Below are 26,183 nucleotides of genomic sequence, written 5' to 3' on the forward strand. Positions count from 1 at the left end.
AGGCGTTACTGGTACTGATCCAGCTCGTGGGTGAGCGATTGCAGCAGTGACTCGGGGGGCAGCAACAGGCCTTGTCCGTCCGCATCCGCAAACACCAGGCAGAGCCTGGCGTCGCGCTGCATGCCAGGCAGCCAGTGGGAGAGGAAATGGCCCAGCTCAATGGGCTTGGGTTCAAAGCCGTGCCATGGGCCGTGGGCGCACCAGGCGGCGAACTCCGCCTCTGGCCAGAAGGCGATGGCGATGGCGCTGGCCTGAGCGGAGCCGGCGGTGGCCCAGCCGTCAGCGAACAGCCCCCAGATGACCTGGAAATCCGCCACCTTGCGAATCAGGTAGTCACACCGCGCCTGGGGCGAGAGCCGGAGCAGGTTATGGATTTTCTGCGGCGCCAGCATCAGGCCTCCATGGCCTGGAAGGGGAGCGGGCAGCCGGCTAGGGGAGTTTCAAGCTTCATGTGCCGGGGTGGAGAAACTTGCTGAGGAACTGGCGGGTGCGCTCGTGCTGGGGGTTGGCGAACAGCGCCTTGGCTTCGCCCTGTTCGACGATCACCCCCTTGTCGAAGAAGATCACCCGGTTGGCCACGTCCCGGGCGAAGCCCATTTCGTGGGTGACGATGATCATGGTGCGTTTCTCTTCGGCCAGGCTGCGGATGGTGGCCAGGACTTCGCCCACCAGTTCCGGGTCCAGGGCCGAAGTCGGTTCGTCGAACAGGATCACCCGCGGTTCCATGGCCAGGGCCCGGGCGATCGCCACCCGTTGCTGCTGGCCACCGGACAGGCGCCTGGGGTAGCTGTCTTCCTTGCCCGCCAGGCCGACCTTGGCCAGCAGCGCACGACCCAGGGCAACAGCCTGTTCCCGTGGGGTCTTCTTCACCACCAGCGGGCCTTCGATGACGTTCTCCAGGGCGGTGCGGTGGGGGAACAGGTTGAAGTTCTGGAACACGAAACCCACTTGCTGGCGCAACTGGCGGATCCGGCTTTGTTGCTGGTTCAGGGGGATGTTGCTGTCGATGGCGATGTCGCCGATGCGGATGCGTCCGCTGGTCGGTTCTTCAAGAAAGTTCAGGCAGCGCAGGAAGGTGGTCTTGCCCGAGCCACTGGGGCCGATGATGGCAATCACTTCGCCTTCCTTGACCTGCAGGTCGATGCCATCGAGCACCGTCTGGCCCTTGAACTGCTTGGTCAGTTTTTCCACCACGATCATGGTTTCAAGACTCCTGGTCGTGCCGATTGACCCGCTGTTCCAGACGGTTCTGCAGGTGCGCGAGCACGCTGGCCAGAACCCAGTAGATCAGCGCGGCGGCAAGATACATGGTGAAAATTTCGAAGGTGCGGGCGGTGATCAGTTGCGCCTGGCGGAACAGTTCCGGCACCTGGATGGTGGCGGCCAGGGCGGTGTCCTTGACCAGAGAGATGAAACTGTTGCCCAGCGGCGGCAAGGCGGTGCGCATGGCTTGCGGCAGGATCGCCCGGCGCAGGGTCTGGGCCCGGGTCATGCCGATGCTGGCGGCGGCTTCCCATTGACCGCGTTCGATGGAGCCGATGGCGGCCCGGAGGATTTCACAGGCGTAGGCCGCCATGTTCAGGGAGAAGCCGATCAGCGCGGCGGGCAACGGGTCCAGTTCCAGCCCCAGTTGCGGCAGGCCGTAATAGATCACGAACAGCTGCACCAACAGCGGCGTGCCGCGAAAGAACGACACGTAGACCCGGGCAATCCAGCTCACCAGCTTGAAGCGCGACAGTCGCATCAAGGCCAGGCCAAAGCCCAGCAGCAGCCCGAAGAACATGCCGCCGAGGCTGAGGATGACCGTGTAATACGCGCCCTTGAGGAGAAATGGCGCTGAATCCAGCGCCAGTTGCAGACCTGCTTCCATTATTGGGTGACGTCAGCGTTGAAGTATTTTTCCGAGAGCTTTTTCAGCGTGCCGTCGGCCCGCAGTTCCTCGATCGCCTTGTTCACCGCGGCCAGCAGTTCGGGTTCGCCCTTGCGCAGGGCCACACCGGCTTCCTGGCGGGAGAAGGGTTCGCCGGAAACCACCAGGGTGTCCTTGGTTTTCTTGATCAGCTCGAAGGCCGCCAGGCGGTCCACCAGGATGGCGTCGATACGGCCTACGCGCAGGTCCTGGTACTTGGTCGGGTCATCGTCGTAGGTCTTGATGATGGCGTTGGGGACGTTGTCCTTGAGCCATTGCTCGTAGTTGGTGCCCAGGCCCACGCCGACCTTGTGGCCACCCAGGTCGGCAGCGGTCTTGAACTTGCCTTCATCCTTTTTCTGGGTCAGGGCCTGGATCCCGGAGACGGTGTAGGGGGTGGAGAAATCGTATTTTTTCTTGCGCTCTTCAGAGATGGTCACCTGGTTGATCACCGCGTCCAGGCGCTTGGATTCCAGGGCCGCGAGGATGCCGTCCCACTTGGTTGGCTGCAGCTTGACCTTGACCCCGAGCTTGTTCGCCAGGGCTTCGGAGAATTCCACTTCGAAGCCGGCCAGCTTGCCGTTTTCGTCGACGAAGCTGAACGGTGGATACGTGCCTTCCAGGCCGACGTTGATCACGCCCGCATCCTTGATTTTCTGCAGTTGCTCACCGGCAACCGCTTGCCCCATCAGTCCGGCACCGAGTGCCAGGCCCAGTGTGCCGATCAGCAGATTGCGACGCAGTACGGAAAAATTCATGACAAGCCCCTGTGAGTTTTCTTATGCACGATGCGGGTGGGAGATGCAGGCCAATCGGTGAGCCGAGAGTGACGCCTTATCCTGCCTTAATGCAGCGTATGCGTCTTTGGGCAAATCGGCCTGCGGCGCGACTATAAGGTGACTTTTATAGGTTTAAAAATAATATAAATTCATCTTGTTATTCTTTTTGGTTTGGTTGTCCACGAGCAATCCCCTTCCTCGTAGGAGCTGGCTTGCCAGCGAAGGCGTCGTCGAGGTCGGCGCAAGGCTTGCGGGCCTCTTCGCCGGCAAGCCGGCTCCTAGACAAGACTTCACTTCCTACGCGAAGGCGCCGGGGTAGGCGAACAGGGCCGGGGCGCCACCGGTGTGCAGGAAGATGATCGGGCCATCGTTGAAACGCTGGCGACCGACGCCGTCCAGCAGGCCGGCCATGGCTTTGCCGGTGTACACCGGGTCGAGTAACAGGCCTTCCTGGCTGGCCAGCAACTTGACCGCGGCCAGGGTGCCGGCATTGGGTTCGCCGTAGCGAGGGGCGAAGTATTCGTCCCACAGTTGCACGTTGAACGCCGCCGGCAGGTTCACCCCCAGCAGTTCGGCAGTGCGTTCGGCCAGGCCCTGGACCTTGGGCCGCTGATCCTCGTCGCTGCGCGAGACGGTCACGCCGATCACTGGCAACTGTGGCAGCACTTCGCTCAAGGCCAGGGCCAGGCCGCTGTGGGTGCCGGCGCTGCCGGAGGCCAGCACCACCGCGGCGAATTCCAGGCCGCTGTCTTCGATCTGTTGCGCCAGCTCCAGGCCGGCCCGCACGTAACCCAGGGCACCCAGGGCATTGGAGCCGCCGATGGGCACCAGGTAGGGGTTCTTGCCGTTGCTGCGCAGGCGCGCGGCGAGGGCGTGCAACTGTTCATCGGCCTGGTCGAGGTTCTCCACCAACTCGACCTTGGCGTCGAACAGGTCCAGCAGCAGGCGGTTGCCGTTGCCCAGGTAGCTGGGGTCTTCGGTGCCGATGGGGTTTTCCAGCAGGGCCACGCAACCCAGCCCCAGCTTGGCGGCCAGGGCCGCGGTCTGGCGCACGTGGTTGGACTGGATGGCCCCGGCGGTGATCAGGGTGTCGGCGCCCTGGGCCAGGGCGTCGGCGGCCAAGTATTCGAGCTTGCGCAGCTTGTTGCCGCCCATGGCCAGAGGCGTGGTGTCGTCGCGTTTGACGTAGATATCGCGCCCGATCCAGGTCGACAGGCGTTCGAGTTTTTCCAGGGCGGTGGTAGACCCGAGCAGGTCCAGACGATTAAAGCGGGCAAGCTGTTGTTTGATCATGAGTCCGCACGGAACAGGGAAGGTGCAAGGACTATAGGCAGCGATATTTGCCCGGGCAACCGTCAATCGCTTATGCGAAAAAGTGCTGTGAACCGAACAATTAGTTCTTAAACCTCGCCCTGGTGGGGCGTAAAGTGATCGCCGTTTGCGCGGCCCGATTGTCCGGCCGCCCGAGTAAGGAGTCTTATCGTGAGCGAGCGTTCCAGCCATTGGCAATTGCAGACCATCGTTGGCCAACTGCGTGATGCCCGTGATCAGTGGCGTAGCCGCAACGGTCGGGTCAGTGGTGAGCAGGGCGGGCGCGAACTGCCGTCGCGAGCGGCCATGGCAGAGATCCTTGAAGCCCTGTGCGGTGCGCTGTTCCCCATGCGCCTGGGGCCTGTGGATTTGCGCGAAGAGAGTGAAGACTTTTACGTTGGCCACACCCTGGACGCGGCGCTCAATGCCTTGCTGGCCCAGGCGCGCTTGGAGCTGCGTTATGTGGCCCGGCAGAACGGCGAGGCGGATGCCGAAGTCAACGCCCGGGCGATTCGCCTGATCCAGGACTTCGCCCTGGCCCTGCCCGGCCTGCGGGTGTTGCTGGACACCGACGTGCTCGCGGCCTACCACGGTGATCCGGCGGCCCGCAGCGTGGATGAAGTGCTGCTGTGCTACCCCGGCATCCTGGCGGTGATCCACCACCGCCTGGCGCACCATCTGTATCGCGCCGGTCTGCCGCTGCTGGCGCGGATCAGTTCGGAAATCGCCCACTCGGCCACCGGCATCGACATTCACCCCGGAGCGCAGATCGGCCGCAGCTTCTTCATCGATCACGGCACGGGTGTGGTGATCGGCGAGACCGCGATCATCGGCGAGCGGGTGCGCATCTACCAGGCGGTGACCCTGGGGGCCAAGCGCTTCCCGGCGGACGAAGACGGTCAGTTGCAGAAGGGCCACCCGCGCCACCCGATCGTCGAGGACGACGTGGTGATCTATGCCGGCGCGACCATTCTCGGGCGCATCACCATCGGCAAGGGTTCGACCATTGGCGGCAACGTCTGGCTGACCCGCAGCGTGCCGGCCGGTTGCAACCTGACCCAGGCCAACCTGCAGCACGACGACGGCTCGCAAAAGTAGGACTGGCCTTCTGTAGCCGCTGCCGCAGGCACCGCAGGGGCCTCGGCGGTGGTGAGATCGCCGGCGAGCCTGCGGCTCGTTCGCAGCCTGCGGCAGCGGCTACAGAGGCGCCCATGCCTCCCGCCGCACTGGCCTCTTGTAGCCGCTGCCGAGCCTGCGAGGCTGCGAAAAGGTCCACAGGACCTTGCTTGACGATCAACCGCCACACACAGCCTGCGGCGTTTTTTCTGCTGAACGATTCCGTTCGCCATCCGTCATACCCTTCCCTGAGCTAGCGTACTGAACAGTACCGCTGAGCCCTGAGATTAGTCCTCGACCGCCTATCCATGTTTAACTTGAACGCTCGTTCAAGTTAAATCGGTGGTTCGCTGCCCGCTCACAACAGGAGGCTTGCCTTTGCTGAGTCCGTACATTTCAGCCATGTTTCATCCCTTCGAGGTGCACCCGTCATGAGTGCGCCATCCAGCTCCGCGAATACTCTGATTCGCATGAACCCTCCGGTGTTCTACTTCGCCGCGAGCTTTATCCTGATCTTCGGCGTGGTGGTGATTTCCATGCCCGAACAGGCCGGCGCCTGGCTCCTGGCGGCGCAAAACTGGGCGGCCAACACGGTCGGCTGGTACTACATGCTGGCGATGACCCTGTACCTGGTCTTCGTGGTGGTCACCGCCTTGTCCGGCTACGGCAAGATCAAGCTCGGTGCCGACCACGACGAACCCGAGTTCAGTTACCTGTCCTGGGCCGGCATGCTGTTCGCCGCCGGGATCAGCATCACCCTGTTCTTCTTCTGCGTTTCCGAACCCCTGACCCACATGCTGCAACCGCCCCAGGGCGAGGCCGGCACCGCCGAGGCGGCGCGCCAGGGCATGCAGTTACTGTTTCTGCACTGGGGCCTGCACGGCTGGGGGGTGTTCGCCTTCGTCGGCATGGCCCTGGCCTACTTCGCCTACCGGCATAACCTGCCGCTGGCCCTGCGTTCGGCGCTGTATCCGCTGATTGGCAAGCGCATCAACGGCCCCATCGGCTACGCGGTGGACGGTTTCGGCATCATCGCCACGGTGTTCGGCCTGGGTGCCGACATGGGCTTTGGTGTGCTGCACCTGAACTCCGGCCTCGACTACCTGTTCGGCATCGCTCACACCCAGTGGATTCAGGTTGGCCTGATCACCCTGATGATGGGCGCGGCGATCATTGTTGCGGTGTCCGGAGTCGACAAGGGCGTGCGGGTGATGTCCGACATCAACATGCTGCTGGCGGTGGCGCTGCTGCTGTTCGTGCTGTTCGCCGGTCCGACCCAGCACCTGCTCAACACCCTGATCCAGAACCTGGGGGATTACCTGGGTGCCTTGCCGGTCAAGAGTTTCGACGTCTACGCCTATAACAAACCCAGCGACTGGCTGGGCGGCTGGACGGTGTTCTACTGGGCCTGGTGGATTGCCTGGTCGCCCTTCGTGGGGCTGTTCATCGCACGGATTTCCCGGGGCCGGACCATTCGCGAATTCGTCTTCGGCGTGCTGCTGATTCCCCTGGGCTTCACCCTGGCGTGGATGTCGATTTTCGGTAACAGCGCCATCGACCAGGTGCTCAACCACGGCATGAGCGCCCTGGGCCTGTCGGCCATCGAGAATCCGTCGATGACCCTCTACCTGCTGCTGGAAACCTACCCCTGGAGCAAGACCGTGATCGCGGTCACGGTGTTCATCAGCTTCGTGTTCTTCGTCACCTCGGCGGACTCCGGCACCGTGGTGCTCTCGACCCTGTCGGCCCGGGGCGGCAACGCCGATGAAGACGGGCCGAAATGGCTGCGGGTGTTCTGGGGCGCGATGACCGCGCTGGTCACCAGCGCGTTGCTGTTCGCTGGCAGCATCGACTCGCTGAAGTCGGCGGTGGTGCTGACCTCGCTGCCGTTCTCGCTGATTCTGCTGTTGATGATGTGGGGGCTGCACAAGGCGTTCTACCTGGAGTCGCAGCGGCGCATCGCCCAGCTGCATTCCCTGGCCCCGGTGGCGCCTTCGCGGCGCGGCAAAGGCGGCTGGCGCCAGCGCCTGAGCCAGGCGGTGCACTTCCCGTCCCGGGATGAGGTGTATCGCTTCCTTGACCAGACGGTGCGCCCGGCCATCGAAGAGGTGACCGCGGTGTTCGCCGAGAAGGGCCTGAACGTGGTGACCCAGCCCGACCCGGCCAACGACAGCGTGAGCCTGGAAATCGGTCATGGCGACCAGCACCCGTTCATCTACCAGGTGCAGATGCGCGGCTACTTCACCCCGTCCTTCGCCCGTGGCGGTATGGGCCCCAAAGAGCTGCGCAACCGCCGCTACTACCGGGCCGAGGTGCACCTGGCCGAGGGCAGTCAGGATTACGATCTGATGGGCTACAGCAAGGAACAGATCATCAACGACATCCTCGACCAGTACGAACGCCACATGCAGTTCCTGCATCTGGTGCGCTGAGCCAGGCGCTCAGGCCCTGGTGAACAGCAGGTAGAGCACCAGGGCCAGCACTGGCACGGCAAACACCAGGCTGCCGACCATCAGTTCCGATCTCAGGGGCTGATGGGCGGTGACCATCCCCACCGCGCCGTTGATCACCGTCAACGCCAGCCACAGCCCAGTAAATCCATAGCTCAATGTCTGTCGGGCAAAGCCCAGTCGTTCGCCGATAAACAGCACCAGCGCCAGCAGGATCAGGCCGAAGGTGATGATGATGGTGGTGTGCATGATGGGCATCTCCTTGCAGGAGCGGCCAGGCGGCGTACCGCTTGCCGGTGAATGGATTTACGGGCTTGTGTTTCGAGCATAGGCGTCAAACCCGCCCGCCATTGGCCTGCAGAATCTGTCCGTTGACCCAGGCCGCCGCCGGGCTTGCCAGGAAGCTGCGGCCGCCCTCGCTGATTGCCCCGAAGGGTGGCGAATTTGCAGCAGGTGACCTGCGCCAGCCCGAGCTATTTGGCGCATCACGGTGAGCCGCGCAGCCTGGACGAGCTCGGAGCGCATCGACCGGCTCCTAAGGCGGGCTTTGGGGTTGTCCCTTTTTCAGCATGAGCATGGAGTCATCCGTGCTCAGTTCCCCCCGCCATAACAAGCTCGTGACCTGTCTTATGGCTGTCGATCAGCACCTTGCTGCCTGGCGTCATGCAGATGTGCCGGCCCAGGCAAGACTGGATTTTGCGGTCTATAAAGAATTGGCGCAGATCGCCGGAGCCCCGTCGCTTCGATGCGCTGTTTGTCGCCGACAGCCTGGCAAGCGCCACAGACTCCATTGCCGAGCGCATGGCCCGCTCCACCTTCTTCGAACCCTTGGTTGTGCGCTGGGCCTTGGCGGCCGTGATCGAGCGAACGGGGCGTATTGCCACTAATGCTAAGAACTATAACGTACCGTGCTACGTAGTACGTAGAGAGGCATAAAGGTCCTTCTTTCAGGCGGCGGAAGGGGTGGGTCGGGTGAATTCCGACAATGCCGTCGAAGCGCGAATTTCGGTCGTGAGCAACATGTCGAACCTCATCGTCGGGCACGGAAGTTCTATCAGTCAGTGACCGGGCTTTGGGGCAAATGGCAGGGCGATGCCTGTGTCCGGGATAGGATGAGTGGTCAGTACGATAACCCGAATTTACCGCATTTACTGGACAGTTTCGCGGCAATCTTCCCAATCAGAGGGCCGTTGAATGTGGCGCGGCCATCCCAGGGTTATCCCGTGATTGTCCAGTCCGGGTCTTCGAGAGCGGGCGCGATCTGGCGGTGCAAACCGCTGAGGTGGTGTTCACTGTGCGGTCCTCCCTGGCCTGCGCCCAGGACTTTTACGCCGGCCTGAAAGGGTGTCTCGGGTAGTACGAATTTAGTATGTAATCCATGAAAATCATATTTGGCACGTTCGTTTTCATGGCTGACCGCAGCGTCGTGCCCGGGAAAATTTGAGTCCTTCCGGCAGTGGGTATCGCATCGTCCGGCAGGGTTGCAGGATTTTGCGGCGCAGGAGAATCCGGAACTGCAGTGGCGCGGATTGTTCAGAGCAGAGTATGAAGGGCCGTACCCACGGTGGTGTGCCGGTGAGTTAGGCCGGCGATGTGTGTGCCGAGGTTAACCCTTCCAGATTGACCCCAACCCAAAGAGGATTCGATGACTTATCTAGCTGCCGAAAATCGCTACGACTCCATTCCCTATCGCCGTGTCGGACGCAGTGGCCTGGTGCTGCCGGCGCTGTCCCTGGGGCTTTGGCACAACTTTGGCGACAGCACGCCCATCGATACCCAGCGCGCCTTGCTGCGCACGGCTTTCGACCTGGGCATCAATCACTTCGACCTGGCCAATAACTATGGCCCGCCCTATGGCAGTGCCGAGATCAATTTCGGCCGGCTACTGCGGGAAGACTTCAAGGCCTATCGCGATGAGTTGATCATCTCCAGCAAGGCCGGTTGGGACATGTGGCCAGGGCCTTACGGCCAGGGCGGAGGCTCGCGCAAGTATGTGCTGGCCAGCCTGGACCAGAGCCTGCAGCGCCTGGGCCTGGACTATGTGGATATCTTTTATTCCCATCGTTTCGACCCGGATACCCCGCTGGAGGAAACCGCCAGCGCCCTGGCCAGCGCGGTGCAGCAGGGCAAGGCGCTGTACATCGGCATTTCTTCCTACTCCGGGGTGAAAACCCGGGAAATCGCCGCGCTGCTCAAGGAGTGGAAGGTGCCGTTGCTGATCCATCAGCCGGCCTACAACATGCTCAACCGCTGGGTGGAGAAGGACTTGCTGGATACCACCGACGAGCTTGGGGTCGGGGTCATCGCCTTTACGCCGCTGGCCCAGGGGCTGCTAACCGACAAGTACCTCAATGGCATTCCCGAGGATGCGCGAGTCAATCGTCCGGGCGGTGGTTCGTTGCAGGCCGCTCATTTGTCCGAGGCCAATATCGCCCATGTGCGGGCCCTCAACGAGATCGCCAGGAATCGCGGCCAGAGCCTGGCGCAGTTGGCCCTGGCGTGGACCCTGCGCGACCCGCGGGTGACGTCGGCGCTGATTGGCGCGAGCCGGCCGGAGCAGATCATCGAGAATGTCGGGGCGTTGCAGAACTTGAGTTTTACCGTGGAGGAGCTGGCGGAAATCGATCATTTCGCCAAAGAGGGGCGGATCAACCTGTGGGAAAGGCCATCGACGGCAGAGTAGGTCCTTCAGGATCTGCATTGAGCAAACAGCCCCCAACAGAGTTATCTGTCGGGGGCTGTCTGGGCGTCTGGAGTGGGGCGCAGGGTGAAGCTGCTGCCGGACCTGTCAGTGCGCCGGGGCGGGTGTGTTGGTGCTGACTTTCAGCGAGGTCTGGGTGCTGGCCACTGCGCGTTCCTGAGAGTCTCCCAGATCGACTTTGGCGGTCACCGACAGACCCGGCCGCAGACGCTCGAGGCCCGGTTGGTCGGCGTTGAAGCGGATGCGCACCGGCACCCGCTGCACGATCTTGGTGAAGTTGCCGGTTCCCGGTTCAAAGGGCAGCAGGGCGAAGGTCGAACCTGAACCCGGTGCCAGGCTTTCCACGGTGCCGGCGATACTCACGCCCGGCAAGGCATCGATCTTGATACGGGTGGATTGGCCTGGGTACATGTGCTGAGTCTGGGTTTCCTTGAAGTTGGCCAATACATAAAGGTCATGCAGCGGCACCAGGGTCAGCAGGCGTGAGCCCGGTTGCACATAGTCCCCCACTTGAATCTGCCGATTGCCCACGGTGCCATCCATCGGCGCATAGATAGTGGTGTGTCGCAGGTCCTGTTGCGCCAGCTCCAGTCGGGCTTTCGCCGTCACCACCTTGGCCTTGGCCATTTGCAGCTGCGCCTGCAAGCGTTCGCGTTGGGCTGAAGTGACAGCAAGGTCGTTTTCCGCCACTTGCAGCATGGCTTGGGCATAGGCGAGACCTTGTTCTGCCGAGATCGCCTGAGTGCTGTATTTCTCGACTTCGTTGCGCGCCACAGCACCGGTAGTGACCAGGGTGTCGAAACGGTTACGTTCCGCCCCTGCGCGCTTGGACTCGGCCTGGTTGGTGCGGATTGAGGTGCGCGCCGCCAGCACCCGAGCGTTGGCCAGGCGCTGTTCGGCATCCTGGATCGTCAGGGCTGCTTCAGCCAGGGCGACCTGGGCTTGATTGTCGGCGAGATCGCCTTCGGCCAGGGCGACTCGGCTATCGAACTCTTCGCTGTTGATGCGCACCAGGGGCTGTCCGGCCGTCACAGTCTGGTGGTCCTTGACCAGGACTTCGGTCACCAGGCCATGAACCCGTGGTGCGACGGAGGTGGCATCGGCGGCGATGTAGGCGTCGTCGGTGGCTTCAGTTGAAGGCGCCATCAGCACCCAGGCCACTCCGACCGCCACCAAGGTCATGGCAATGGCACCAGCGATCAGAGGCCGTTTGGAGCGCTTGCGCGGCTTTTCCGTCTCTTGCGTGGCTTGCAGGATGGCGTTCTGAGTCTGGGTGCTCTGCTCCATGTTGAAGCTCCATGCTGTTTTGAATTACGATCATAATATTCATATGGCGGTCGCAATACTACAGGGAAGTACCTACCGTGACGACAAGCGTATCCGACCTCCCTGACGCGGGCGTCCAGCCTGGTCAACAGTCCACCCGACGCAAGTTTCTGGTCTTCACCATCATGGCCTTTGGCATGTTCATGGCGTTGATCGATATCCAGATCGTGGCGGCATCCCTGAACGATGTGCAGGCTGGACTCAGTGCCGGCCCTGATGAAGTGAGCTGGGTGCAGACCGCCTATCTGATCGCCGAACTGATCATGATTCCCTTCTCGGCATTCCTCGCCCAGGCGATTTCCACCCGCTGGCTGTTCTCCGTCAGTGCGGCATTTTTTACCTTGTTCAGCATTGGCTGCGGGATGGCCTGGAACATTGAGTCGATGATTGTATTGCGGGCCCTGCAAGGCTTCGCCGGCGGGGCCATGGTGCCTACGGTGTTTGCCGTGGGTTTCGTGCTATTTGAGGGCAAGCAGCGGGCGATGGTCCCGGCCATCCTCGGCATGACAGCGGTGCTGGCGCCGACGCTGGGCCCCACGGTGGGCGGGCTGGTGACCTTCTACCTGGACTGGCGCTGGATCTTCTTTATCAACGTGCTGCCGGGGCTGTTGATCTGCATTGGTGCGGCGCTGCTGATCGATGTGGATCGCCCCGATCTGTCGATGTTGCGGCGGATCGACTGGCTGCACTTCGTGGCCATGGCCCTGGCACTGGGCTGCTTCGAGTACGTGCTGGAAGAGGGGCCGCGCAAGGACTGGTTCAGCGATAGCGGGATTGTCATTGCCGCCTGGGTTTCCATTGTCTCCTTTGGTTTGTTTATCGAGCGTTCGCTGTATTCGAATAACCCGATTGTGTCGTTGGTGCCCTTTCGCGATCGGACCTTTTCCATCGCCTGCCTGCTGAACCTGGTGATTGGCTTTGGCCTGTATTCCTCGACTTATCTGGTCCCGGTGTTTCTCGGACGAGTGCGGGGTTTCGACAGCCTGGAAATCGGCACCACCGTTTTCGTCGTGGGAATCGGGCAACTGGTGAGTACGATCATTGCCGCCCGGGCTTCGGAGAAGGTTGATCGACGCTTGATCATTTCGGTGGGCTTTCTGGGCCTGGCGCTGAGCTTGTGGCTGACCTCCCGGGTCACGTCCAACTGGGGATTCGATGAGCTGCTGGTTCCTCAAGTTGCCCGCGGCCTGTTCCTGATGCTCTGCATCGTTCCCAGTGTGAACATGGCCTTGAGTTCATTCCAGGGCGTGGAATTGCGTCAGGCCTCCGGCCTGTTCAACCTGATGCGCAACCTGGGGGGCGCCATTGGCATTGCAACGGTCAACACCTGGCTGCAGGACGACGCCCGAACCCAGGGGCTGCGTCTGTCGGAGTCTTTGGGTGCCAAGGCTGTTGCGGCCCAGGAACTGATGGGGCAGTTGGCCCTGAAGATCGCCGCCGATACGCCTGACTCCAGCCACGCATTCCTCATGGCCCAGGGCATTCTCGGCAGATTGGTGGGGCGTGAAGCCTTGACCCTGGCGTTTGGCGATGTATTCCGCCTGATGGCGATGATGTTCGTGGTGGCGCTGCTGCTGGTGCCGCTGTGCAAGGTTCCCCCGGCTGCGCCAGGCACGGCCGAGGATGACAAGTGATGGCTCCAGCGCGCGCTGATCAGATGATCGGCGGGCCGGACCTGGCCTTGCGCAACTGGCTCGGCGTGCAGCCCATGTTTTTCCACATCAATCGACGTAGTGCCGTCGCGTCGGAATAGCCTACTTTGAAGGCAACTTCTTCAATGCTCATGTTGGTAGTTTCCAATAAGCTTTGAACATGTTGCAGGCGAACTTTCTGAATGAAGGCCATGGGCGGCTTACCCGTGGCGCTACGGATTCTGCGCGATAAGGTCTTCTCGGTGATGCGCAAGTGCTCGGCAATGGTGCTCAATGGAGGAACGTTGGGCAGGCAGTCCTCGATAAACTTTTCCAGCATCAGCACTTCGCGATTTTCTGTTTTTAAGTTGGATAGGGCCATGTAGTGATATTGCGCAGGCCGACCATCTATCAGCAGATAGCGCATGGTCAGCTCGGCAATTTGATTACCCATCTTATTGCGCAGTACATAAAGCATCAGATCCATTTGCGACATGCCTGCGCCAGCAGTAATCATATTTCCGTCATGAATAAGCATGCGCTTTGTGTCGAGTATCGCCTCGGGATAACGCTGCTTGAAGGTCTCGTACAGTTGCCAGTGGGTGGTGACGGTGCGGCCCTCGAGAATCCCTGCCTCCCCCAGGACGAAAACCGCCGAGCAGGACGCCGCAGTCTGTCGTCCGCGCAGGTGGTGTTCTTGCACCAGCTTGCTCAGCTTGCGGATGTCGTTGTGCCCGAGCCGGGCAATGAGCTCGGTGGACTGACTGAGGCCCGGCTGCCTCTTTTCCCGGCGACAGCCAAAGAAATCCAGCTCCTGGGTGTTTTCCAGCCCCAGCCCCGGGATGACCAGCATGCTGCCCTCAATGGTCTGGGCGCTGTCCAGTGGCAGTGCATCCAGGCGCATGCCATTGCGCATTCGTACGGATTCACTGCTGCCGATGATTTTCCAGGTAATGGTGGGGCGTCCCATGACTTCGGCGATCTGGTTGGCAGTACGCAGCACATCCAAGGTGATCGCCACACTTGACCCCATGGCTCCTTCCAGCGCGATCAACGTGAGCACATCCATGTCCATTTTCTCCCTGTAAGTGTCCATTTGTGCATTAGCAAAATATACAAGCTGGTGGCAGACTTCTCAACGCGTCCAAATCTAACTTTCTCTGCCCACGCTATTCCCAGTGGGACATATAAGAAAATAGGCATTCATTAAGTGAATGCTTCGCCCTGTCAATAAAATGACATCTTGTCTACTGCCTAGTAAGAGCTCCCCTTGTTAGGGGTGTTTGTTCGGTTCCTTAGTGCTGAAAATAATAAACGACCATTAGGTCAATATATGGCTCTCCATTTAAAAAGGATTTTGAATGAACTACGCCGTGCCTCGTGATTATCTAAATGATGTTAATCAGACCTTCTCAGCGCATTTAGCAGTTGATGATTTGTCGCTGGCCGGCACCCTGGGAATCGAATGTTTAAGTTCGGTTACGGAAGTACTGGCTTATCGCGCCTGGCTTCAACCTGATGCAACCGCCTTTATCCACTTGCTCGATGGCGAGCAAGAGGCGGCGGCCATCAGCTACGCCGAACTGTGGCAGCGTAGTCAACGATTGGCCGCGGCGCTGCAGATTTTCGAGCCCCGGGGAAAACGGGTGCTGATGCTGTTCGAGACCGGTATCGACTACATCGTTTCCCTGTTCGGTCTGTTCCTGGCCGGTGCGGTGGCGATTCCCGCTTTCCCGCCGGTGGGGACCCGAGGCCTGGAGCGCCTGGCGTTGATCTGCGCCGACGCCCATCCGCAAATCGTGCTGACCAGCTCGCGTTTCATGCGCTCCCAGGAACGGGTCAACGCCTTGTTGCAGGATGATGTACCCGCGCCGCAATGGGTCGATCCGCAAGAGCTGGCCACGGAGAATGCACCTTGGCAGGCGCAGGCTGTGACCCCTGGTCAATTGGCCCTGCTGCAATACACCTCAGGTTCTACCTCCGCGCCCAAGGGCGTGATGCTGACCCACGCCAACCTCTACAGCAATTGCCGCAGCGCCAGCCAGTGGATGGGCAAGGACAAGGACCGCGTCGGTTGCAGCTGGCTGCCGCCCTATCACGACATGGGCCTGATGGGCGGCATATTGCAGCCGATCTACGACGCCTTTCCGACCGTGCTCATCAGCCCCGGGCATTTTGTCCAGCGGCCATTGCGCTGGCTGGATGCGGTGTCCAGGTATGGCGCCGACGTCACCATCGCGCCGAACTTCGCCTTTGATCTGTGTGTTGAAAACATCACCGATGACGAGCTGGCAGCCCTCGACCTGAGCAAGCTCAAGGCCATCTACTGTGGGGCCGAACCGGTCCGGCAAAGCACCCTGGCGCGCTTCTCCGAGCGCTTCGCCGCCGCCGGCTTCAACCCTGTGGCCCTGGGCCCCTGCTATGGACTGGCCGAGGCGACGGTGCTGGTCTCGGGCAAACCCCATGACCAACCGGCATTCAACACCCAGGTGGATCGGGACCAGCTCGCCATTGGAACCTTGGCCATTGTCGACGCCGAAGATGGGTTCGCCTTGCCATTGGTCAGCAGCGGGCGGGTGGCCCCGGGCTTGCGCCTGGCGATTGTCGATCCCGTCAGCCTGCTGCCGGTCGCCGACGGCCAGATCGGCGAGATCTGGGTCCAGGGCGACAACGTGGGTGCCGGTTACTGGGGCAAGGAGGCGCTGAGCGAGCAAGTGTTCCGCGCCCAGTTGCCGGGCGTCGACGGACATTTCATGCGCACCGGCGATCTGGGGGCCTTGTATCGGGATGAGCTGTTCGTCACCGGCCGCCTCAAGGATCTGATCATCATTGCCGGTCGCAACCTGTATCCCCAGGACCTGGAACTGGCGGTCGAGAGTGCGGACCCGCGCATCCGCAGCAATGGTTGCGTGGCGGTGGGCGTGGATAACGGCCAGCAGGAGCAGTTGGCGATCGTGGTCGAGATCAAGCGCAGCGAAAAACTCGACGAAGCCCAGCAGGAACAACTGCGCCAGCTGATCACCAGCACCCTGGTCAGCCAGTTTGGCGTGTCCCCGGCGCGTATTCATCTGGCGCCCATGGGCGGCATCCCGCTGACCACCAGCGGCAAGGTCCAGCGCCAGGCCACCCGGCAGGCCCTGCTCAACGACAGCCTGGCGCGCTACGGCGCCGGACGTTCGGCCGCAGCGGCCTCGGCACAACCTCTTAAAACCCCTACGGATGCTCTGTCATGACGGCCATGAATCCTCATATCGACCGTACCGGTCATCGCGAGCGTCAACTGGCCTGGCTGACCGTCGGTGTGCCGGCGGTGGGCACCCTGGTCGCACTGGTCCTGGCCTGGCAGCAGGGCATTGGCTGGCTGGAGTTTGGTGCACTGGCCAGCATGTACCTGCTGACCGCCCTGGGGGTGGAAGTGGGGATGCACCGCTTCTTTTCCCACCATGCGTTCAAGGCCGGCCCGGTGATCACTGTGTTTTTCGGTATCGCCGGTTCGATGGCAGCCCAGGGCCCGATCCTGTTCTGGGCGGCCACCCACCGCCAGCATCACGCCTTCACCGACAAGGAAGGCGACCCGCACTCGCCGCGTCCGCTCAAGGAAGGCTTTGTCGGCAATATCCAAGGCTGGTGGCACGCCCACCTGGGCTGGCTGTTCAGCCTGAGAAAGCAGAATTGGAGCCAGTTCGTTCCCGACCTGATTCGCGACCGGCTGATCATGCAGATCAACCAGCGCTACTACCTGTGGATCATCCTCGGCCTGCTGCTTCCGACCCTGGTGTGCGGGTTGATTGCCCGAAGCTGGGAAGGCGCCCTGAGTGGCCTGCTGTGGGGTGGCTTTGTGCGGATCTTCCTGGTGGACCACGCCACCTGGTGCATCAACTCCTTCGCCCATCGGGTCGGTGGCCGTGACCACCCGACCCGGGACACCAGCCGCAACGTGTTCTGGCTGGCGATTCCAACGGTCGGTGGCGGCTGGCACAACAACCACCACGCCTTTCCGGCGCTGGCCCACGCCGGGCTCAAGCCCTGGCAGCTGGATATCGGTGGCTGGTTCATCGAGTTGCTGGCCTTGTGCGGCCTGGCTTGGGACGTGAAGCGTCCTGGTGCGCCGGTTGCTGCAGAACCTACAGAAAGCTGATTGCCGGTCCTTACCTCACAGGAAGCTATTCATGGACGAGATCCTCACAACCACTGCGACTCCAGAGATCAGCGGGGTCGCGCAGCTGAGTCCGGCAGCCGCCAGAACCAAGGCACGCATTGCGCTGGCGGTGATGCTGGTGCCCCTGTTCGGTGCCTTCGAGGCGATCCGTTTGTGGGTCACCGGTCAGGTGCACGCCCTGGACTTCATCCTCTTCGGGGTGTTCTACGCGATCCAGATGTTCGGCGTCTCCATGGGCTATCACCGCTACCTGGCCCATCGCGCGTTCAAGACCTCGCGTCTGATGAGCAGCCTGATGCTGATCGCCGGCTCCATGGCGGCCCAGGGGCCGATCCTGTTCTGGGTCACCACCCATCGCCGGCATCACACCTACAGCGACCAGCACGGTGATCCGCATTCGCCCAACCTCATGGGCCAGAGCCGCCTGGAGCGCGCCAAGGGCCTGTGGCATGCGCACATGCCGTGGATGCTGGCGCCGGACATGTCGAGCTGGAACTTCTTTGCCCCCGACATCCTGCGTGACCGTCGGCTGTTCTTCTACAACCAGACCTACCTGTTCTGGGTCGCCCTGGGCGTGGTGTTGCCGGGGATCATCGGCGGCCTGGTCACCCAGAGCTGGTCCGGTGCCTGGAGCGGCCTGATCTTCGGCGGCCTGGCACGGATCTTCGTGGCCAACCAGGCGGCCTGGTGCGTGGGCTCCATCTGCCACCGCTATGGCGCCCGGCCGTTCGTGACCCACGACCAGAGCACCAACAACTGGATTGTCGCGTTCCTCACCTTTGGCGAGGGGCTGCAAAACAATCACCACGCATTCCCTGCCTGGTACCGGCATGGCGTGCATTGGTGGGAGCCCGACTTGTCGGGCTGGACACTGGCGTTAATGGGCAAGCTGAGACTGGTCTCAGACCTGCGTTCACCGTCCCAGGCAATGATCGACAAAGTCCGTAAGCGTCAGGCCGCATCCTGAACAACGGGATCGTCTGATCTGTAAACCACCCTACTCATCAAGGAAGATCCTATGTCCAACTTCATTTCCAATTTGCTGAGCACTCTGAGCTTCTCGGAGAAAAAACAGGCGGCGGTCGAACTCAACGAAGAGAGCATCAAGCATTGGCTGGTGCAGAAGATGGGCACGCTGCTGAAGATCGACCCGTCCCAGGTCGATACCGCCCGCAGCTTCGAGTCCTACGGCCTTGACTCGCTGGTGGCGGTGAAAGTGGCGGGCGACCTGGAGAAGTTCATGGAACAGCGCCTGTCCCCGGCCTTGCTGTTCGAATACTCCAGCATCGATGACTTGTCCAAATACCTGGCCAATGAACTGACCACATCCGAAGTTTGACTTCGCAGGAGTTTGGCCATGGCCATTGCACAGATGCCTTCGCAAAAAAACGATAAATTCAATGACCTGCTCCGACGCTCACAGGAGATCGAAGGCCTGCGTCTGACGGACGCAATCCCCAAGCACCTGTATCAGCCACGGGTCTGGCGCGGAATGCTCAGCTTCGTCGTCAGCTACATGCTCTACATCGGTGCGATAGTGGCGGTCGCCCACGTGCACTGGATGTTCTACCTGCCGCTATGGCTGGTGGCCGGCCTGGGCGGCTGGGGCCTGTTCTGTGTGGCACACGATTGCGGGCACAACTCGTTCTCGCGCAATCGCAGCTTCAACCACATTCTCGGGCATATCGCCTTGCTGCCGTTGCTCTACCCGTTCCACGGCTGGCGCCACATGCACAACATGCACCACGCCAACACCAACAACCTGGAAATGGACGTCGACTGGCGCCCGGTACTGCGCGTGCAATACGACGCCATGCCCTGGTGGGACAAGCTGGTCTACAGCAGTACCCGCACCTGGCTGTTCTGGCTGGGCACGGTCAACTACCAGCGCCACTCGGGCTTCCGTCCGTCCATGTTCCACAAGCTCGAAGCGCGCAACGAAGTGCGTCGTTCGATCCTGTTCATGGTGGTGGCTGCGCTGATCTACCTGCCGACCCTGGTGTACTTCACCGGCTTCACCGGGCTGTTCCTGTACTTCGTTGCCCCGTGGCTGGCGACCCATGCCTGGTTCAGCCTGACCACCATGATGCACCACATCAGCGATGAGACTCCGTTCCTGACCAAGGAGCACTGGAGCTTCAACAGCAGCCGACTGCTGCTGACCACTGACTACATGTACCCCAAGTGGCTGCTGTTCCTGACCCACTACATTTCGGTGCACACCGCGCACCACGTGGCGCCGATCATTCCCCACTACAACCTGCCCGAAGCCCAGGCAGCGTTGAAGAGCGCCTTCCCAGGGATGGTCAGGGAAAAACCCATGACCGTGCAGGATGTCTGGCACGTGGCGCGCAACTGTCACCTGTACGACCCGGTCAATGGCTTCTATGAGTCCTTTGACCGGCCGGCCCAGGCCGCCGAGGGGCAGAGCACGCCGGGCGCCAAGGCGGCCAACAGTCCTCTAACCCTGAAGCAGCAGCTGCTGCGCAGCTACATGGGCATTCTGGGGTCGCTCTCGGTGGACAGCGCCGGTGCCAAGGCCACGGATCTGTTCGGCTACACCCGGGAGTACATCAAGCAACCTGACAAGGAAATGAGCCCCCTGGGCGCCCAGCGTTTCCATATCAAGGGCATCGCCGGCGTTCCCCACGGCTATCAATGGGGCACGGGCGACCAGACCATCCTCCTGGTCCATGGCTGGGGCGCAGACAGTCGCAGCCTGTACTCCTTCACTCGCGTCCTGCAGCGCCAAGGCTTCAAGGTCGCGACCTTCGATGCACCGGCCCACGGCATCTCGCCGGGCTCCCTGAGCACCATGACCGAGTTCAAGGACGCGGTGAAAGCAGCCATCGTCGCCCTGGGTGACGTGGTGGGAATCGTCGCCCACTCCCTGGGCGGTATCGCCGCCACCGGGGCCCTGGCGGAACTGGCCGAGACCCATCGGATCAAGGCCCTGTGCCTGCTGGGCTCGCCGGCCAACCTGCCGGTGGTGATCCAGCGCTGGGCCAACGGTTACCTCAAGCTCAAGCCGGCGGTGGTCCAGGCCATGCACCGTGAGCTGTGGAAGCGCAACGGCGTGCCGGTCCAGCACTGGGACATCCCGGCCCTGGGCAACGGCCTGCAGTTGCCGACCCTGGTGCTGCACGACCTCAACGACCCGATCGTGCCGTTCTGCGAAGCGCAGCAGATCACCACGCTGATGCCTTGGGCGAAGCTGGAGCCAGTGTCCGGGCTCGGCCATGTGCGCATTCTCTCCGATGCCGCGGTGCTGGAGCAGGTGGCCCAGTTCCTTGTACAGAACATCAAGGTGGCCGAAGTGGCTCAGGCCAGCGCATGAGCACAACGCACAACCTTTTGACGATGGTTAACCACCCATGACGACCTATGCTGAAAGCGCCGTGACCGAGTCCGGCCTGTGGATGTGCCTGATCTGCGGCTGGATCTACGATCAACGGCTGGGCGATCCCGATTCGGGGGTGCCTCCGGGCACTGCCTGGGATGACATTGCCGAAGACTGGACCTGTCCGGAATGCGGCGTGAGCAAGTTGGATTTCAACATGGTGAAGCTGTAATCCAGCGCTGAACCCTGTAGTCGATGAGGAAGCAAGATGGCGACCCAAGAGCAAGCGTCGGCACCCGCCAAGGGCCGGCGTAGCAGCTTCAAGAAAATGCTCTTCAAGGGCATTTACAACGGGGTTCTGGGGCTGCTGCGTTGCAGCTTCTGGATGGAGTCGCGGCTGCTTCCTCGGCGTGCTGCGACGCGCGCTTTGAAGCTGTTCACCACGCCACAACGGCTGCGCCAGCATTTTCCGCTGACGCTGCCCAGCGCCACGGTGCAGGACCTGAAAACCGAGGAAGGGCGGCTGCGTTGTTTTTGCTGGACCCCGCAGCAGGTCCGGCGCCGGGTGGTGCTGGTGCATGGCTGGAGTGGCGCCAGTACCCAGTGGCAGTACCTGATTCCACTGTTGCTGGAGGAGGGCTGTGAAGTGCTGTCCTTCGACTGCATCGGCCATGGCGGCAGCGGCGGTCGGCAAGCGTCGCTGCCGACCTTCGTCAGCATGCTGGATCAGGTGCAGCAACAGCTGGGGCCGTTCGACACGGTGATCGGGCACTCCCTGGGCGGGGCTGCCGCCGGGTATGCCTTGAGCACCCCGGTCGGCAAGGGCTTCGAGCGGGCGGTGCTGGTGGCTGCGCCGGCCGACATCGAAAACGTCGTTCGGCGTTTTGCGGCATTTCTGTGGATCAACGATGACGTCAGACAACGCATGCAACTTCTGGTTGAGCAACGCTATCAGAAGGACATGCGCAGCCTGGCGGTCAGTCGTTATGGCCACCAGGTGGATATCCCGGTGCTGCTGGTGCATGACCAGCAGGATCAGGAAGTCCCGGCAGATGACCTGCAATCCTTCGCTGAAGGCTTGCGTCACCGGCAAGTCCTGCAAACCCGCGGGCTTGGCCACCTGAAAATTCTCAAGGACAGGGCGACCATGGGGGCTGTGGTCGAGTTTGTCTGTGCAAAGGACGGCAATCTATGAGTGAACAATACGATGTGATCGTGATCGGCGCGGGTCCTGGTGGCTATGTCGCGGCGATCCGGGCGGCACAGCTGGGACTGAAGACGGTCTGTATCGAGCGCTACAAGGGCAAGGACGGCAAGACCGCCCTGGGTGGCACCTGCCTCAATGTGGGCTGTATTCCTTCCAAGGCATTGCTGGACAGCTCTCATCACTATTACGAGGCGCGCAACGGTTTTGAAGTGCACGGCATTGGCATCCGCAATCCGCAGATGGATGTGCCGGCCATGCTGGCGCGCAAGGACAACGTGGTGCGCAATTTCAACGGCGGCATCGCCTCGCTGTTCAAGGCCAATGGCGTGGCCCTGCTGGAAGGTCACGGCAAGTTGCTGGCCAACAAGGAAGTGGAAGTCACCGCGGCCGACGGCAGCACCCAGCGCATCAGCGCCCCCAGCATCATCCTCGCCCCCGGCTCACGGCCCATCGATATCGCCGCAGCGCCGCTGACGGACAAGGTGATCGTAGACTCCACCGGAGCCCTGGAATTCACCCGCGTGCCCAAACGCCTCGGGGTGATCGGCGCTGGCGTCATCGGCCTGGAACTGGGCTCGGTCTGGGCCCGCCTGGGCGCCGAAGTGACGGTGCTCGAAGCCCTCGACAGCTTCCTGCCGGCAGTGGACGTGCAGATCGCCAAGGAGGCGCAGAAGATCTTTGGCAAGCAAGGCCTGGATATCCGCCTGGGGGCCCGGGTGACGGCGTCCGAAGTGCAAGGCGACAGCGTCAAGGTCAGCCTCAGCGAGGGCGGCGAGGACAAGCAGCAGACCTTCGACCGCCTGATCGTCGCCGTGGGGCGCCGGCCCCTGACCACCGATCTGCTGGCCGCCGACAGCGGGGTGCAGTTGGACGAGCGTGGCTTTATTCATGTCGATGGCCAGTGCCTGACCAGCGTGCCTGGAGTGTTCGCCATTGGCGACGTGGTGCGTGGCCCGATGCTGGCGCACAAGGCGTCGGAGGAGGGGGTGATGGTGGCCGAGAGCCTTGCCGGGCATCACCATCCGCTCAATTACGAGCTGATCCCGTCAGTGATCTACACCCACCCGGAAATCGCCTGGGTTGGCCAAACCGAGCAGGCCCTCAAGGCCCAGGGCATCGAGCTGAACATCGGCACCTTCCCGTTCTCCGCCAGCAGCCGCGCCATGGCAGCCAACGACACCGCCGGGTTGGTCAAGGTCATTGCCGATGCCAGCACCGACCGGGTACTTGGGGTGCATGTGATCGGCCCGGGCGCTGCGGAACTGGTCCAGGAAGGCGCGATCGGCATGGAGTTCGGCACCAGCGCCGAAGACCTGGGAATGATGGTGTTCTCCCACCCGACCCTGTCCGAAGCCCTGCATGAAGCCGCCTTGTCGGTGAATGGCCAGGCGATTCATATCGGCAATCGCAAGAAGAAAGCTCCCTCCAGCGTCAAATAGCCCGCGGTCCCCGGCTTCGCTCATCCAGCGGGGCCGGGGCCTGCTGCATCTCCCCGCCTTTCAGCGAAAGAACGGCACATCCCCAAGAATGGTCGCGCGCTGCATCACCCGGCGCTGTGGACGGTAGTCGTCCACGGCGTAGTGCTGGGTCACACGGTTGTCCCAGAACGCCACGTCGTTTTCCTGCCAGCGCCAGCGGATGGTGAACTCCGGGCGGGTGGCGTGGGCAAACAGCAGCTTGAGGATGGCCGCGCTTTCGCTCTCGGACAGTTCGTTGATCTTGGTGGTGAAGCCGTCGTTGACGAACAGCGACTGGCGCCCGCTCACCGGATGGGTACGGATCACCGGGTGCGACAGCGGCGGGTTCTTGCGCCGGGCTTCCTCCCAGCGCGCCAGGTCTTCGGGGGTGTTGCCGAAGCGTTCCAGAGGGAAGGACTTGATGAACTCGTGGGTGGCGGTCAGGCCCTGCAGCAGGTTCTTCATGGGCTCGGACAGCGCCTCGTAGGCGGCGATGCCGCTGGCCCACAACGTGTCGCCGCCGAACGGCGGCAGCAGCTTGGCGCTGAGCACCGCGCCCAGGGCCGGGGTTGGCAGGAAGGTCACGTCGGTGTGCCAGATGGCGTTGTCGCGCACGTCGGTTTCAGCGGTGTCGAGGATCAGTATTTCCGGCTGTTCCGGCACATTGGGGTAGATCGGGTGAATGTGCAGGTCACCGAAGTGGGCGGCGAAGCGCGCCTGTTGCTGTGGGGTGATTGGCTGGTCGCGGAAGAACAGTACCTGATGCTTGAGCAGCGCCTGCTCAATGGCGTCGCGCTGTTCGACGCTGAGCGGCTGGCTGATATCGACGCCACTGATCTGGGCGCCGAGGGCGGAGCTTAAAGGGGTGATGGTCAGGCTCATGGTGGTTCTCTTGTACGGCGCCGAACGCTCGGCGTGGTCGGATTCGGTTTATCGGCATCAAACTAAAAAAACGGTTGCGCTGGTGGTGTCGTGACCCTGTAGCCGCTGTCGAGCCTTGGCGAGGCTGCGAACGGCGGCGCAGTAGATGCCAACCCATGCAACGAGGTCTTCCTCATCGATTGCTGCGAGCGCTACGCGCTCGGTCGCAGCCTCGCCAGGGCTCGGCAGCGGCTACAGATGAACCGCGTGCGGGGCAGGCAGGTCAGTGGGATTGGCCGTGCCAGGGCACCAGCTTGCGTTGCAGGGCGCGCAGGCCCATCTCCATGGCGAAGGCGATCAGGGCAATCACCAGTATCCCCAGTAGCACCACATCGGTGACCAGGAACTGCGCCGCGGATTGCACCATGAAGCCCAGGCCGCTGGTGGCGGCAATCAGCTCCGCCGCCACCAGGGTCGACCAGCCCACGCCCAGGCCGATGCGCACGCCGGTGAGAATGTCCGGCAGGGCGCTGGGCAGGATCACGTGGCGAATCAGCTGGGCCCGGGTGGCGCCCAAAGACTGCGCGGCGCGCAGCTTGGCCGGGTCGACGGTGCGCACGCCGGTGGCGGTGGCAATGGCGATCGGGGCGAAGATCGCCAGGTAGATCAGCAGCACCTTGGACAGCTCGCCAATGCCGCACCAGATGACGATCAGCGGCAGGTAGGCCAGGGGCGGAATCGGCCGGTAGAACTCGATCAACGGGTCGAGCACGCCGCGGGCAATGCGGTTGGCGCCAATGGCGATGCCCACCGGAATCGCCGTCAGCACGGCAAAGCCCAGGGCCAGGCCGATGCGCTCCAGGCTCGCCGCCAGGTGCTGCCAGAGGGTGGAATCCATGTAGCCGCTGGTGGCCAGCAACCAGCCTTTTTGCAGCACGGCGGCAGGCGGTGGCAGGAACAGCGGTTCGATCAGGCCACTGGCGGTGACTGCCCACCACAGGGCCAGCAGGGTGATCAGGGTCAGCACGCTGATCCAGCGGGTGCTCAGGCTACGACGCACTGGCAGGGGCGCTTTCGGCTTGGCATCGCGGGTGGTGGTGGCGGGAATCTCGTAGCTGCTCATGGGCGCTCCTGCTGCTGGGTGGCGCTGCGTTGGGAGAACACCCGGGACAGCACGTGTTCGCGGGTTTCGATGAACAACGGGTCGGACTTGATCGCCCGCGCCGATTCGCCGGCGGCGTAGCGCTGGCCGAAGTCCAGGTTCAGGCGCTCGACGATCTGCCCCGGGTTGGGCGCCAGGAGGATCAGGTCGGTGGCCAGGAACACTGCTTCCTCGATGTCGTGGGTGATCAGGAATACCGGTTTGGCGGTGCGCCGCCAGACTTGCAGCAACAGCTCCTGCATCTGCTCGCGGGTGAAGGCATCCAGGGCGCCGAAGGGTTCATCCATGAGCAGCACGCGCGGGTCGGCAGCCAGGGCGCGGGCCAGGCCCACGCGCTGTTTCTGTCCACCGGAGAGTTGCCAGATGCGGCGCTTGTCGAAGCCGGCCAGGTCCACCAGGGCAAGCATCTCCCGGGCCCGGGCTTCACGCGCGGCCCGGGCGACGCCGGCCAGTTCCAGGCCGAAGGCGACGTTGCCCAGCACGTCCTGCCAGGGCAGCAGGGCGTCGTCCTGGAACACCACGCCACGTTCGGCGCTGGGGCCCTTGACCGGCACGCCGTCGAGGCTGATGCGCCCGGCGCTGGGGTCGACGAACCCGGCAATCAGGTTCAGCAGCGAGGTCTTGCCGCTGCCGGAGGGACCCAGGGCGACCAGCAGTTGCTGTGGCCCCAGGGTCAGGGAAATATCCGCCAGCACCGGTTCGGCGGCGCCGGGGTACTGTGCGCTGATGCGCTCCAGTTGTAGCAAGGCCATGACGGCTATCTCCTGTCCGGTC

23 protein-coding genes and 1 pseudogene are annotated in these 26,183 nt (G+C 62.4%); 13 read left to right on the forward strand and 11 right to left on the reverse strand.

Annotated features, from left to right (window positions below):
* Positions 1 to 5 precede the first annotated feature (5 nt).
* From DWF74_RS17255 to DWF74_RS17275, 5 genes are all read right to left on the reverse strand, one after another.
* Positions 6 to 392, reverse strand: a complete 387-nt coding sequence (locus DWF74_RS17255) for a DUF2750 domain-containing protein (protein WP_060842165.1) — start codon at positions 390 to 392, stop codon at positions 6 to 8.
* A 55-nt stretch (positions 393 to 447) separates the two neighbouring features.
* Positions 448 to 1,200, reverse strand: a complete 753-nt coding sequence (gene tcyN / locus DWF74_RS17260; RefSeq protein ID WP_060837015.1) for an L-cystine ABC transporter ATP-binding protein TcyN — start codon at positions 1,198 to 1,200, stop codon at positions 448 to 450.
* 4 nt (positions 1,201 to 1,204) lie between these two features.
* Positions 1,205 to 1,870 carry a cystine ABC transporter permease gene (tcyL, locus tag DWF74_RS17265; RefSeq protein WP_115581369.1) on the reverse strand — a complete coding sequence of 222 codons (666 nt, stop codon included), beginning with the start codon at positions 1,868 to 1,870 and terminating at the stop codon, positions 1,205 to 1,207.
* Positions 1,870 to 2,667, reverse strand: coding sequence for a cystine ABC transporter substrate-binding protein (tcyJ, locus tag DWF74_RS17270; protein ID WP_102862634.1), 798 nt, complete (start codon positions 2,665 to 2,667; stop codon positions 1,870 to 1,872). The genes tcyL and tcyJ overlap by 1 nt, the downstream gene beginning before the upstream one ends.
* 318 nt (positions 2,668 to 2,985) lie before the next feature.
* Positions 2,986 to 3,981, reverse strand: a complete 996-nt coding sequence (locus tag DWF74_RS17275) for a D-cysteine desulfhydrase (protein ID WP_115581370.1) — start codon at positions 3,979 to 3,981, stop codon at positions 2,986 to 2,988.
* A 189-nt stretch (positions 3,982 to 4,170) separates the two neighbouring features.
* Here DWF74_RS17275 and epsC point away from each other — a divergent pair, with 189 nt between their 5' ends.
* Positions 4,171 to 5,097 carry a serine O-acetyltransferase EpsC gene (gene epsC, locus DWF74_RS17280; protein WP_115581371.1) on the forward strand — a complete coding sequence of 309 codons (927 nt, stop codon included), beginning with the start codon at positions 4,171 to 4,173 and terminating at the stop codon, positions 5,095 to 5,097.
* 488 nt (positions 5,098 to 5,585) lie between these two features.
* Positions 5,586 to 7,547, forward strand: coding sequence for a choline transporter BetT (betT, locus tag DWF74_RS17285; RefSeq protein ID WP_162884165.1), 1,962 nt, complete (start codon positions 5,586 to 5,588; stop codon positions 7,545 to 7,547).
* 9 nt (positions 7,548 to 7,556) lie between these two features.
* On the opposite strand, the gene DWF74_RS17290 is transcribed toward betT, so the two are convergent.
* Positions 7,557 to 7,814 carry a hypothetical protein gene (locus DWF74_RS17290; RefSeq protein WP_102862638.1) on the reverse strand — a complete coding sequence of 86 codons (258 nt, stop codon included), beginning with the start codon at positions 7,812 to 7,814 and terminating at the stop codon, positions 7,557 to 7,559.
* 180 nt (positions 7,815 to 7,994) lie between these two features.
* Here DWF74_RS17290 and DWF74_RS30690 point away from each other — a divergent pair.
* Positions 7,995 to 8,093 (forward strand): annotated as a pseudogene (locus tag DWF74_RS30690) (LysR family transcriptional regulator); the annotation flags it as partial.
* 1,117 nt (positions 8,094 to 9,210) lie between these two features.
* On the forward strand, positions 9,211 to 10,248 hold the full coding sequence (gene mgrA / locus DWF74_RS17305) for an L-glyceraldehyde 3-phosphate reductase (RefSeq protein WP_102862639.1): 1,038 nt from the start codon (positions 9,211 to 9,213) through the stop codon (positions 10,246 to 10,248).
* Positions 10,249 to 10,353: 105 nt separating this feature from the next.
* Here mgrA and DWF74_RS17310 read toward each other — a convergent pair whose 3' ends face one another.
* A complete protein-coding gene (locus DWF74_RS17310) occupies positions 10,354 to 11,553 on the reverse strand; it encodes an HlyD family secretion protein (RefSeq protein WP_102862640.1) in 1,200 nt (399 codons plus the stop codon).
* Positions 11,554 to 11,630: 77 nt separating this feature from the next.
* Here DWF74_RS17310 and DWF74_RS17315 point away from each other — a divergent pair, with 77 nt between their 5' ends.
* Positions 11,631 to 13,226, forward strand: coding sequence for a DHA2 family efflux MFS transporter permease subunit (locus tag DWF74_RS17315; protein ID WP_115581372.1), 1,596 nt, complete (start codon positions 11,631 to 11,633; stop codon positions 13,224 to 13,226).
* A 19-nt stretch (positions 13,227 to 13,245) separates the two neighbouring features.
* On the opposite strand, the gene DWF74_RS17320 is transcribed toward DWF74_RS17315, so the two are convergent.
* Complete coding sequence (locus DWF74_RS17320; RefSeq protein WP_240321944.1) at positions 13,246 to 14,292, reverse strand: GlxA family transcriptional regulator; 1,047 nt, start codon at positions 14,290 to 14,292, stop codon at positions 13,246 to 13,248.
* Positions 14,293 to 14,659: 367 nt separating this feature from the next.
* Here DWF74_RS17320 and DWF74_RS17325 point away from each other — a divergent pair, with 367 nt between their 5' ends.
* Genes DWF74_RS17325 through lpdA form a run of 8 tightly spaced genes read left to right on the forward strand, consistent with a single transcriptional unit; the run spans position 14,660 to position 23,368 of the window.
* Positions 14,660 to 16,456 (forward strand): fatty acyl-AMP ligase, encoded by a 1,797-nt coding sequence (locus DWF74_RS17325; protein WP_240321945.1) that lies wholly within the window; start codon positions 14,660 to 14,662, stop codon positions 16,454 to 16,456.
* Positions 16,453 to 17,361 (forward strand): acyl-CoA desaturase, encoded by a 909-nt coding sequence (locus tag DWF74_RS17330; RefSeq protein WP_115581374.1) that lies wholly within the window; start codon positions 16,453 to 16,455, stop codon positions 17,359 to 17,361. The genes DWF74_RS17325 and DWF74_RS17330 overlap by 4 nt, the downstream gene beginning before the upstream one ends.
* Positions 17,362 to 17,392: 31 nt before the next feature.
* Positions 17,393 to 18,349, forward strand: a complete 957-nt coding sequence (locus tag DWF74_RS17335; protein WP_102862645.1) for an acyl-CoA desaturase — start codon at positions 17,393 to 17,395, stop codon at positions 18,347 to 18,349.
* Between the two features lie 51 nt (positions 18,350 to 18,400).
* Positions 18,401 to 18,721, forward strand: a complete 321-nt coding sequence (locus DWF74_RS17340) for an acyl carrier protein (RefSeq protein ID WP_102862646.1) — start codon at positions 18,401 to 18,403, stop codon at positions 18,719 to 18,721.
* A gap of 18 nt (positions 18,722 to 18,739) precedes the next feature.
* On the forward strand, positions 18,740 to 20,719 hold the full coding sequence (locus DWF74_RS17345) for an alpha/beta fold hydrolase (protein ID WP_102862647.1): 1,980 nt from the start codon (positions 18,740 to 18,742) through the stop codon (positions 20,717 to 20,719).
* Between the two features lie 37 nt (positions 20,720 to 20,756).
* On the forward strand, positions 20,757 to 20,954 hold the full coding sequence (locus DWF74_RS17350) for a rubredoxin (RefSeq protein WP_102862648.1): 198 nt from the start codon (positions 20,757 to 20,759) through the stop codon (positions 20,952 to 20,954).
* 36 nt (positions 20,955 to 20,990) lie between these two features.
* Positions 20,991 to 21,917, forward strand: coding sequence for an alpha/beta hydrolase (locus DWF74_RS17355; RefSeq protein ID WP_205413455.1), 927 nt, complete (start codon positions 20,991 to 20,993; stop codon positions 21,915 to 21,917).
* Positions 21,914 to 23,368, forward strand: a complete 1,455-nt coding sequence (gene lpdA / locus DWF74_RS17360) for a dihydrolipoyl dehydrogenase (protein ID WP_102862649.1) — start codon at positions 21,914 to 21,916, stop codon at positions 23,366 to 23,368. Before DWF74_RS17355 ends, lpdA begins: the two co-directional genes overlap by 4 nt.
* A 60-nt stretch (positions 23,369 to 23,428) precedes the next feature.
* Here lpdA and tauD read toward each other — a convergent pair whose 3' ends face one another.
* The 3 genes from tauD to tauB form a co-directional block, all read right to left on the reverse strand.
* On the reverse strand, positions 23,429 to 24,268 hold the full coding sequence (gene tauD / locus DWF74_RS17365; RefSeq protein ID WP_102862650.1) for a taurine dioxygenase: 840 nt from the start codon (positions 24,266 to 24,268) through the stop codon (positions 23,429 to 23,431).
* A 262-nt stretch (positions 24,269 to 24,530) separates the two neighbouring features.
* The gene (gene tauC / locus DWF74_RS17370) at positions 24,531 to 25,370 is read right to left on the reverse strand and encodes a taurine ABC transporter permease TauC (protein WP_102862651.1); all 840 of its coding nucleotides are present in this window, start codon (positions 25,368 to 25,370) and stop codon (positions 24,531 to 24,533) included.
* Positions 25,367 to 26,161 (reverse strand): taurine ABC transporter ATP-binding subunit, encoded by a 795-nt coding sequence (gene tauB / locus DWF74_RS17375; RefSeq protein WP_108545838.1) that lies wholly within the window; start codon positions 26,159 to 26,161, stop codon positions 25,367 to 25,369. The genes tauC and tauB overlap by 4 nt, the downstream gene beginning before the upstream one ends.
* Between the last annotated feature and the right edge of the window lie 22 nt (positions 26,162 to 26,183).

Source organism: Pseudomonas protegens (genome assembly GCF_003363755.1).
Classification (GTDB): domain Bacteria; phylum Pseudomonadota; class Gammaproteobacteria; order Pseudomonadales; family Pseudomonadaceae; genus Aquipseudomonas; species Aquipseudomonas danubii.